At 43.9% G+C, this 9655-nt stretch carries 8 protein-coding genes; 1 reads left to right on the top strand and 7 read right to left on the bottom strand.

What is annotated here, in order from left to right; genetic code table 11:
* Positions 1-344 precede the first annotated feature (344 nt).
* The 6 genes from thrB to VB775_RS13630 all read right to left on the bottom strand — a co-directional run bounded on the left by thrB (position 345) and on the right by VB775_RS13630 (position 6680).
* Positions 345-1253 carry a homoserine kinase gene (gene thrB, locus VB775_RS13655; RefSeq protein ID WP_281009203.1) on the bottom strand — a complete coding sequence of 303 codons (909 nt, stop codon included), beginning with the start codon at positions 1251-1253 and terminating at the stop codon, positions 345-347.
* Between the two features lie 69 nt (positions 1254-1322).
* On the bottom strand, positions 1323-2762 hold the full coding sequence (hemG, locus tag VB775_RS13650) for a protoporphyrinogen oxidase (RefSeq protein ID WP_281009204.1): 1440 nt from the start codon (positions 2760-2762) through the stop codon (positions 1323-1325).
* Between the two features lie 256 nt (positions 2763-3018).
* Positions 3019-3255 (bottom strand): DUF2811 domain-containing protein, encoded by a 237-nt coding sequence (locus VB775_RS13645; RefSeq protein WP_281009205.1) that lies wholly within the window; start codon positions 3253-3255, stop codon positions 3019-3021.
* 459 nt (positions 3256-3714) lie between these two features.
* Positions 3715-4149, bottom strand: coding sequence for an NfeD family protein (locus tag VB775_RS13640; RefSeq protein ID WP_281009206.1), 435 nt, complete (start codon positions 4147-4149; stop codon positions 3715-3717).
* A 366-nt stretch (positions 4150-4515) separates the two neighbouring features.
* Positions 4516-5841: an MlaD family protein gene (locus tag VB775_RS13635; protein ID WP_281009207.1), complete on the bottom strand. Its 1326-nt coding sequence runs from the start codon at positions 5839-5841 to the stop codon at positions 4516-4518.
* Positions 5842-5846: 5 nt separating this feature from the next.
* Complete coding sequence (locus tag VB775_RS13630) at positions 5847-6680, bottom strand: ABC transporter ATP-binding protein (RefSeq protein WP_281009397.1); 834 nt, start codon at positions 6678-6680, stop codon at positions 5847-5849.
* Between the two features lie 269 nt (positions 6681-6949).
* On the opposite strand from VB775_RS13630, the gene VB775_RS13625 reads away from it, so the two are divergent.
* Positions 6950-7909: an asparaginase gene (locus VB775_RS13625; RefSeq protein WP_281009209.1), complete on the top strand. Its 960-nt coding sequence runs from the start codon at positions 6950-6952 to the stop codon at positions 7907-7909.
* A 160-nt stretch (positions 7910-8069) separates the two neighbouring features.
* On the opposite strand, the gene VB775_RS13620 is transcribed toward VB775_RS13625, so the two are convergent.
* Complete coding sequence (locus VB775_RS13620; RefSeq protein ID WP_281009210.1) at positions 8070-9281, bottom strand: MFS transporter; 1212 nt, start codon at positions 9279-9281, stop codon at positions 8070-8072.
* Between the last annotated feature and the right edge of the window lie 374 nt (positions 9282-9655).

Here is a 9655-nt window from a genome sequence, read left to right as displayed (position 1 = left end):
AGCTTTTAGCTTTTAGCTTTTAGCTTTTAGCTTTTAGCTTTTAGCTTTTAGCTTTTAGCTTTTAGCTTTTAGCTTTTAGCTTTTAGCTTTTAGCTTTTAGCTTTTAGCTTTTAGCTTTTAGCTTTTAAATTTACTTGAGAAACCATTTAAGAATTGTAGTTTTTGCCCCCCCTAGCCCCCCAATTCTGGGGGGAACCATATTTAAGTCCCCCAGAATTGGCGGATTTAGGGGGCTAGACACCTAGAGCTTTAAACGAGATTTTAAGTATCGTGTCATTCTTAAATGGGTTCTGAGCTAACAGCTAACAGCTAACAGCTAACAGCTAACAGCTAACAGCTAACAGCTAACGAGTTTTAAACGTTGTACCATCTTTAGCGATCGCTAGACATTTAGTTATAGCCGTAACACCTATTGATTGCCATGCTTGTTGCATAGCTTGGGCGACTGACTCTATTGTACCCATTGGGGCTAAAGAAAGTAGTGTTGGCCCCGCGCCACTGATTACTGTGCCATAGGCTCCTGCGGCGATCGCGGCGGTCTGCACATCAGCCATACCTGTAATCAAACTTTGGCGATAGGGTTGATGCAGACGATCTTGTAGTCCCGCCTTGAGCCAACTAGCATTTCCTGTCTGAATCCCGTGCGTTAACAATGCCAAATGCGAAGCGTTAAAAACTGCATCATGCATAGAAAATTGCTTTGGCAAAACTTTTCGTGCTTCGGCAGTCGATAACTCAAAGGCGGGAATTGCCACGGCGATCGCAATATCTTGATGCCATTGCAAATCACAAAATTCCCATCCCCCCGCTTGATTGGAAGCCATTAGTTGACATCCGCCCAACATTGCTGGAGCCACATTATCAGGATGTCCTTCCATCTCGATCGCAAGATCTAATAAAGCCATGCGATCGAGGGGCGATCCTGCCAATAAATTCGCGCCAAAAATACCGCCCACAATCGCGGTTGCCGAACTGCCCAACCCTCGTGATAGTGGGATGGCTGTATCTGTATGAAAGGCGATCGCTGGAATGGGGCGATCGATATGCTGATAAAACTTAGCTATGCTTTGATAAACAAGGTTGGTTTCGTCGCGTTCCACCTTGTCTGCGCCTTCACCTGTTGCCGTGATGGTTAAGCGATCGGCGAGGGAAAATTCAAAACGGTTATAGAGCGATAGGGCTGCCCCAAGGCAATCAAATCCGGGGCCAATATTAGCAGTGGTGGCGGGAACGGAAACTTCAAAAATGGTCATGTTAAACAACTGGAATATGTGGAGCAGTTTTTTTTGGTTCGGCGAAGCCGAACCAAAAAAAACTGCTCTTTATTTTAAGAATGCATCAATTTTAGTAGCTTCTTGCAAACTCCGCTTGATGCAATCACCTAAAGCCACACCGCCAATAAAGTTGGCACTGATATACAAGCCTTGAGATTTTTGTAATTCTTTTTCTACCGTCGCAAGACGGTCTAAATGTCCCAGCTCGTACTGAGGAATGGCTTTATCCCAGACATGCACAGCGATCGCTTTCGGTTCGGCTTTTGTATCAGGACGCAGGATTGTTTTCTTAAGATCTTGATGTACGGCGGCAATGATTTCAGGCTCTGAAAGCTTGGCTAAAGCGGGATCGAGTGTGCCACCGATAAAGTTTAATAACAGTTGCCAACCTTCAGGGGCGCGTCCAGCAAATAAACTGGATGACCAGATTGTGCCTAGAGTTCTCACGCCTTGAGTGCGGGGAATGAGATTGCCAAAGCCTTTCATGTCATAGGCAAATTCGCTCTTAGGGTAAGCAAGCACTACACAAGCTACAGTCGGATAAAAAATTTCGTTTAAGGCTTGGCTAGCTGCTGGTAAATAGTCTTGCAATAGTTTGGCGGTGACATAGGCGGGAGTACTGAGAACCACCGATCGCGATCGCACCGTTTCTTCACCTATGGGCGTATCAAACTTAGAAATATAGATTTCGCCTTGCTTTTCTAGCGATCGCAAAGTCCATTGCTGCTTGACGGCTGTACCCTGCTCTCGTAACTTCGTAGCGATCGCCTCAGGCAAAGTCTGAATCCCTTGCCGAAATGAACCCAACTCACCAGCTTTAACTTTAGGAAGATTGGGATCATTCAGCTTTTGGGCTTTACGTTCCTTTGCCGAAAGGATCGCGCCTGCAAGCAAACCGTTATAGCTATTTTCTAAGCGAAAAATCTTAGCAAAGGCAGCCTTGGCACTGAGTCGTTTAGGATCACCTGCGTATACACCTGAAATAAATGGTGCAACTAATCTTTCAACCGCTTGTTTACCCAATAGGCGAGAAAAGAATTGATCGACGGATTCTTCGCCAGCCATTGCGGGACGCGCAAAGCCGATCGCACCTAAAGCCAGACGAATTTTGCCGCCCCAAGTCAAAATTTTGGAGGCGATCGCTGTCGGTGGACTCATGGGTAAAGCGTTTAACTTGCCATTGAGAAAGACAAAACGGGGCAGTTTGCCATTAGCTAATACCAATTCGTCCTTTAGTCCCACCTGCACTGCTAAACGCAATAGCTCAGGCGCAGGCTGAAAGCTATTTGGACCCTCTTCCCACTGATAACCTTCATCATTTTTAGCGCTGGTGATTGCACCGCCCACCCGATCCTGTGCTTCCGCAACCAAGACGCGATACTTTTTGGCGATCGCCAGTTCATGGGCGATCGTTAGCCCTGATATTCCTGCGCCAACGACAAGAACATCTAAGGGTTGATTGGTTTCAGAGGAGGGTGTTAAGGACATAGCTAAAAGGACTTAAAAGCAATGAGCAATTTTCAGTCTAGTACAACAAAGATCCTATAGCTTAGTACAAGCTTTGTTTAAAGCTACATCAAGTTATAAAAATTGGTTTTTTAGAAGCCAGCCATAGGCTGGCTTCTAAAAAACCAATTTTGGTGATTCCAGTGCCAAAGGCACTGGAATCACCAAAATTGGTTTCATAATATGAATTATTGCTTTATTGAGTTTTATGCAGCGCCATAGGCGCTGCACAACCTGTTTATACTGTGTGCTGAAATAAAGCGTTCAAATACACTTTGGCAGTACTGCGATAGCTATGGGATGCATTGGGAGATGTGCCGTGGCGATCGCTACCACCGTTTTGTAACAGAAACAAAGACAAAGCAGCCGCAAATACACGATCCTGATCCCAGTCAGGATGTGACTCTAGGTAACTTTTGAGGGTTTCGTGCAATTCTTCTGGAATTTCGGCCAATATACTGACGGTCGTACTCATGCTGAAACCTCAACTCTTAAACAAGTTTGATAGAAATGACGCAACCATTTTTCAGAGGTCGGGTTTTAATTGTGCTTGCAAGTAGCTATTCTTGTCAACGTAACGAAGCGTTAAGTATTAGTGACAAATAAATGAAACTGGTTTGATGGAATCAGCATTTCAAAGCGATTTAGTTTACGTTTCTTAACAATAAATAGGCTTCAAAAGTTTTCCCAAGTGAAATGCTCATTCTGTTAACGAATCCTTAACCAGTAAGGCAGCAGTATCTTAATCTCAAAAAGCACCTGTGGAAAACTAACACTTATCTGTGGAAAAAGTCGCAATATCTGTGGAAAAGTCTGTGGAAAACTTTTGAGCATTTAAGTTGAAAATTATTTTTTTCTTAATATTTATGGCGATTTATACATCAACAAAAAACGACAATTTACGTTAATTTACGTTAATTTACGTTTTTTGCTGCTAGTGACTCAGCCAATTTTCAGGAACAACGATCAATGTTGTGCCTTGTCGCCTCAGAATAATGACTTTTTGTTGAGCAGCGATCGCGATTTGAGGATTATCACATTTGGCTTTCCATGAACCGCCTTCATAACGAACTCTTCCCGTTTCTCCTGCGGGGATTTCCGTAAGCGTAACCCCTTCACTCGCCTCTTTTAGTTGGTGCGAGTCCTTGGGAATAAATCGCCGTGAAGCAACTGCTAACATTGCCGAGATCAGCATCCAAGCAAGGATTTGCAAGGCAGGAATCGGCAAAATCAGCGCGATCAAACCTACTAGTAACGCAGCTAAGCCCATTGCCCCAGCAATCATAAAGGTTGGCAATGGTACTAATAACTCAATAACGCAAAGGGCAATACCGATCAGTAGCCAGACTTGACTAGGTAGTAAATTCATCGCTCACCTGATTTATCCGAATTATCCCAAAACACAGTTTTTTTAGCGCAACGAAGTTGCGCTAAAAAAACTGTTCTTTATTTTAACGTGAGTTCGATATAGCCATTTGCGGCGTGCGAAGCACGCCGCAAATGGCGAAAAATGGTAAGAATCGCTTAGCGATTCTTACCATTTTTCGCTTTCGTCGAACTGACGTTATTTTACTTTCTTCCTACCACAGGAATTATAGCTGTAGTCACTTTCAATAGGACAAGCCAAAACCCAAGAAGCGAGTGGCGGCGCGAATCGCCGCCACTCGCTTCTTGGGTTTTGTGTCCTAACAAGAGTGGCTATAGCTATAGTAATACGTAGATTCATTGCACACTACTAATTCTTGCCTGTAGCCTCTGTCGCAGGGACTATTTCTGATTTAACAATCGTGCTAGTGGGTTTGGGGCTATTGATTTTGATTTTTTGGGAGTCTAAAGATTTTTCCCGTCTAAAGCGATCATCCTCAGTGGTCGATTTAATCACCTTATTGCGAGCGACTTCTACTGTTTCTGGTAGTTTTACGGGTAGGTTTGGGCGATCGCTTGCTGTCGGTTCGCTAGGACGTGAATTAGTTGCCGTTGGTGCAATTGAGTCCAAATTTGGCGCATTGGATAGCAATCCACCTAAACCATTAATCAAATTGCGAATATTGCTACGCAGCTTGGGATCTCCTGTCAGTTCATCGAGATCGGCGGTAATTTTCTTAGCATTGGCAAAAGTTGCCCTAGCCGAGTCCAGAGTTTCGCGTAACGCTGTCATGGTAGCAGGATCATTTAGTTCACCCGATACTTTACGAAGATTTGCCGAGGTTTCCGCAGCATTTTCCGCAAGTTGCTGCAAGTTGGCGATCAACTTGCCATCATTTAATAAAGGTTTGGCACTGGCTAGCAGCGATCGCGCTTCTTTGGAAGTAGCCGCAATTCCATCAAGGGTTTGGGCTAGTTTTTCGCGATTGACCTCAATTAAGTCTTGGGCGCTATTTGCCACATTGCCAACCTTGGTCGCCGCACCACTAATTGCATCAGCAGTATCACCAAATCTTGTCAGCTGATTTTCAAACGTACCGACCATCCGATTGGCTGAATCCGTTAGCTTTTGTACACTTTTAGCTGTTGCTTTTGCGGCGGTTAGAGTTTCATTAAGGTTATCGACTAAATTTTGATCGTTGATTTTGCGTAATGCAGTACTTGAATCTTTGAGTAAGGCAATGAAGCTCACACCACGCACACCGTCAATCTGTCCGCCCTGACAAATGATCAAATCAGCATTGCAATCCTTAGCGATCGGATTCATTTTTGGATCAATGGCTAATTTATCTTCAGGCGGGAAAATATCAATATTGGTATTGCCCAGAAAACCACTTTGGTTAGTCTCTGCAACCGATTGCTTGGGAATAATCAACTTTGGATCTTCAATACTTACTTGTACATCAACGCCTTCAGTTTGGGCGGTTAGAGCCGTTACCCGTCCCACTTCTACACCACGAAACCGAACCACTGAGCCAGTATTTAGTCCACTCGCGTCGGCGATTTTGATCGTAAACGTAAACTTAGAACTATTGAGTTGCAACCCGCGCAGCCATAGTAATGCGCCCCCAAGCGCCACTACTCCACCAATGATAAATAAGCCAAGCGCACCGTCGCGTAATGTTTTTCGCTGCACGAGCCTTATACCTCCCTAGTCAAAAGTTGAATTGGACCTTCAGTACTGCCACTAAAAAATTGTCTGACATACGGATTGTCGGCAGTATCAATTGTACTAACGTTTCCTGCATAGCGCACCGATCCGCGATAAAGAACGATCAGGCGATCGGCTGTACGGCGGATCGTGCTGTCTTGGTGAGTAACGACAATATAGCTATCACAGACCTGTTGCTCTCGGAGCGATCGCATCAAGTCTTCGATAATGGTCGAAGCCACAGGATCAAGTCCTGCGGTGGGTTCATCATAGAGCAGCACTTTTTTGGTTTGTGTTTTGGTGGTGGGGTCATCCATAATCGCACGGGCAAAACTCACCCGTTTCCGCATCCCGCCTGACAGTTGGCTCGGATAGCGATCGCTAATGTTATCTAAACCCACCATGGCAAGCTTATGTTCGACCAGTCGATAAATCTCGCGGCGTGACAAGCGGGAATGCTCAAATAATGAGAATCCCACATTTTCGGCAACCGTAAGCGAGTCAAAGAGGGCGGCATTTTGAAATACCATCCCAATGTTTAGACCATAACCTCCTTCTTGGATATCATCTTCAGAAGAAACAAGGTTGCCGTTGATATATAACTCACCTTGGTCAGGGGCAAGTAGTCCGCAAACAATGCGTAAGATTGTCGATTTGCCAGTACCAGAGGGGCCAATGATGGCGATCGCTTCACCTGTATGTACAGTGAGATCGACACCATTTAATACAGCATTAGATCCAAAACTTTTATGAATATCACGCAGTTCTAGCAAAGGTGTAACCACATTGCTACTATTTTTGATCAGAGATCGGACTGGCTCCATCGACATGTATTTCTGATTGAAAAAATCGCTCTACCAAAAACTAACATTTTTTCAGAAACTTTTCCTAAAAAATAACTCTAAACCAGAAATTTTTACTAAAACCTGAAAGAGGAGAGGCAGTGCTGAACACTGCCTCTCCTCTTTCAGGTTACATAGCGCAAGCAAATTGCGATAAAACCGAAAAACTAGAAGCAGTGCTTTGCACTGCTTCTAGTTTTTCGGTTTTGAATTACCGTAAGATGTTGATGGCGATCCTAAAGCATTAATATATGAACCTTGGCAAGCGCAATCGTTTCTCCGCTAACAAAATTACCGTCCAATTGCTACGTGAGGGCATTGTCGAGTCAATTCACTCTTGCCAAGCTGCTGTCGTTGATACTAGAGGTCGAATCCTCTCAGCCGCAGGTGATCCGCAGACAACTACCTTTGCCCGTTCTAGCCTCAAACCTATTCAAGCGCTACCCGTCTCGATTACTGGCGCACAGGAGCGGTTTAACCTTTCAGAAACCGATCTTGCGATTATTTGCGGCTCGCACCAAGGGACGATCGCTCAAGCCCGACAAGTTTTTAGCATTCTTTGGCGATGTGATGTAGAGCCAAGCGCTTTACAATGTCCAGTCCCCGAATGTCAAAAAAGCCCACTACAGCATAATTGTTCTGGCAAGCACGCAGGCATGATTGCCATCTGCAAACAACAAGGGTGGCAGATTTCTTCCTATATGGATCGCCATCATCCTGTACAGCAACTGGCGCTCAATACAATGGCAGATCTTTTACATATGCCTGCTGCCGAATTTATCTGTGCCCATGATGATTGTGGTGTTCCTACCTATTTATTAGAGATTGGTCAACTAGCGCGACTCTACGCTTTACTATCGGCTCATGATCAATTGCATCTAGAACGTATTACCCGTGCGATGACTAGACATCCTGATATGGTGTCTGGAAATGGACAATTTGATACAGAGCTAATGCGCCTCAGTAATGGTGAAGTTATCAGTAAGTCTGGTGCAGAAGGGGTGCAATGTATTGGACGGATTGGCGAAGGATTGGGGTTAGCCATCAAGGTGATGGATGGCTCTAAAAGAGCAAAAAATGCGGTTTCTATCCATTTGTTAAAACAATTAGGATGGATTAATCCGACAGTTGCTCAAAGTCTCGAAGAATCATTTCTTTCCGTAGGTAAATATAGCCGTCTTGAAGCAGTTGGTGAGTTGTCTCTAGCATAAAAGAGGGTTGAAAGAGGGCTTGGAAACCAAACCCCTAAATCTTTTGGATAGGTAGGGGCTTGGTGTCCAAGTTGGCAGAGGATTTGGGAATCAAACCCCTACATCTTTTGGATCGGTAGGGGCTTGGTCTCCAAGCCCAAGTCTCTGATTTTAATCGATATCACTGGAGTACTCTCATCACTGCGTAGCTTTTGCGCTTTATAAATGCAAAAATTAGCACTAAAAACGTACATATTCCCGCTAAATAAAGTGGATAACCATAGGAACTAGGATTATTTTGATTAACAACTAATCCTGCGATTACGGGGCCAAAAGCGTTGGATACACTGAGATAGGAGGAGTTTAGCCCTAAAATTGTACCCTGTTGCTCAGGACTAGTATTCAGCGAAATTAGCGCACTAATCATTGGCTGCACAACTGAGTTCAGTAGCGAAAAGAGAACGCAAACAGCAACAAAATAATATGCATTCTCCCAAATAGGCATTAAAACGAAAGATAGACTACGGATAAATAATCCTAAAAAGAGAATCTGGACTAGTTGCAGATGTTTGGTCATTTGAGCAATACCTAAAGTCTGCATCACAACACCTAATACTCCAAATAAAACAAACATTAGAGTAAGTGCGTCGCTATTCTGTTTGAGAACCTGCAAAAAATAGGGTTGAAATGCAAACGTAAATAGAGTGAACGTCATTCCCGTGAGGAAATTGATAATCAATAAAATACCGATTTTCGGCATAAACAATCCTGTAATCAGTTTCTCTAAACCAATGTCAAAGATGTTTTGAGCCTTCTGAGCTTTGGTTTTGAGAGTTTCTGGCAAGAGGAAAATTGTGAGGACTAAGGCGATCGCGGCAATGGTTCCCGCTACTAAAAAAGAAGCACCAAAGGATTTGCCCAAAGGTGTATTCAGGGCTGCTTTTTGAGCAAGTAAACTGATTGCAGGTCCCAAAATAAACCCTAACCCAAAGGCTGCTCCATTAATTCCAAAAGCTTTAGCGCGGTCTTCAGGATTAGTAACATCGGAAATAACAGCTTGGGCAACTGAAGCATTACCACCTGTGATGCCATCCAGAAATCTCGCCAAGAATAGGACTGCGGCACTTCCTGCTGTCCCTGCCATCAGATTGGCAATCACCGTCCCCGCTAAACTGATGATCAGCAGTGGCTTTCGTCCAAAGCGATCAGAGAGCTTACCAATGATGGGGGTGGCAAAAAACTGGGCGATCGCATAAATTGCAAATAGCAAACTGGTCTGAAAATCATCTAATTTAAACTGTCTGCCATAGAGATACAAAACAGGGATCAGAATCGTAAAACTCAGGGAGTTAATAAAAGAAATAAGAGCAATAATCCAAAATTTACGATTCATTCGCTTAGGCGATCGCATATAGTCCTTGTCTATACTACAGCGCCATAGAGGTTTTCATATTACTGTCCAAATGAACTCAGTAGTTCTCATTGTGAAAAGAAGCCAGTCAAACTGTCGATCTGTCGATACAGAGTATTGATAATGCCATCATGATGGATGCAGGGTAGGAGCTTTAAAACAACTAGGCTCGTTTGAGACAATAGTAGGATTTTTTCGGTAACAACTAGGATCATTGCCGAATAATCATACTGGCAAGAATAGACGCTATGGGATGGAAGAATTAGCCCTAAGTACTTTCAGTGTATTTTCACTCAGAATTCATTATCGGTCTATTGGGAAGCATTTATTGGCTTTTATGATTCAAGGCTTAGAGC

This window comes from Pseudanabaena sp. CCNP1317 (assembly GCF_034931345.1).
GTDB classification, from domain to species: domain Bacteria; phylum Cyanobacteriota; class Cyanobacteriia; order Pseudanabaenales; family Pseudanabaenaceae; genus Pseudanabaena; species Pseudanabaena galeata.
The sequence above is the reverse complement of the archived record's forward strand: the minus strand, read 5'-3'. Positions and strand labels throughout refer to the sequence as shown.

Bases quoted from the DNA above. Each gene is read 5' to 3' on its own strand.
- thrB (WP_281009203.1), bottom strand. From the start codon at position 1,253: ATGACCATTTTTGAAGTTTCCGTTCCCGCCACCACTGCTAATATTGGC.
- hemG (WP_281009204.1), bottom strand. From the start codon at position 2,762: ATGTCCTTAACACCCTCCTCTGAAACCAATCAACCCTTAGATGTTCTT.
- VB775_RS13645 (WP_281009205.1), bottom strand. From the start codon at position 3,255: ATGAGTACGACCGTCAGTATATTGGCCGAAATTCCAGAAGAATTGCAC.
- VB775_RS13640 (WP_281009206.1), bottom strand. From the start codon at position 4,149: ATGAATTTACTACCTAGTCAAGTCTGGCTACTGATCGGTATTGCCCTT.
- VB775_RS13630 (WP_281009397.1), bottom strand. From the start codon at position 6,680: ATGGAGCCAGTCCGATCTCTGATCAAAAATAGTAGCAATGTGGTTACA.
- VB775_RS13625 (WP_281009209.1), top strand. From the start codon at position 6,950: ATGAACCTTGGCAAGCGCAATCGTTTCTCCGCTAACAAAATTACCGTC.
- VB775_RS13620 (WP_281009210.1), bottom strand. From the start codon at position 9,281: ATGAATCGTAAATTTTGGATTATTGCTCTTATTTCTTTTATTAACTCC.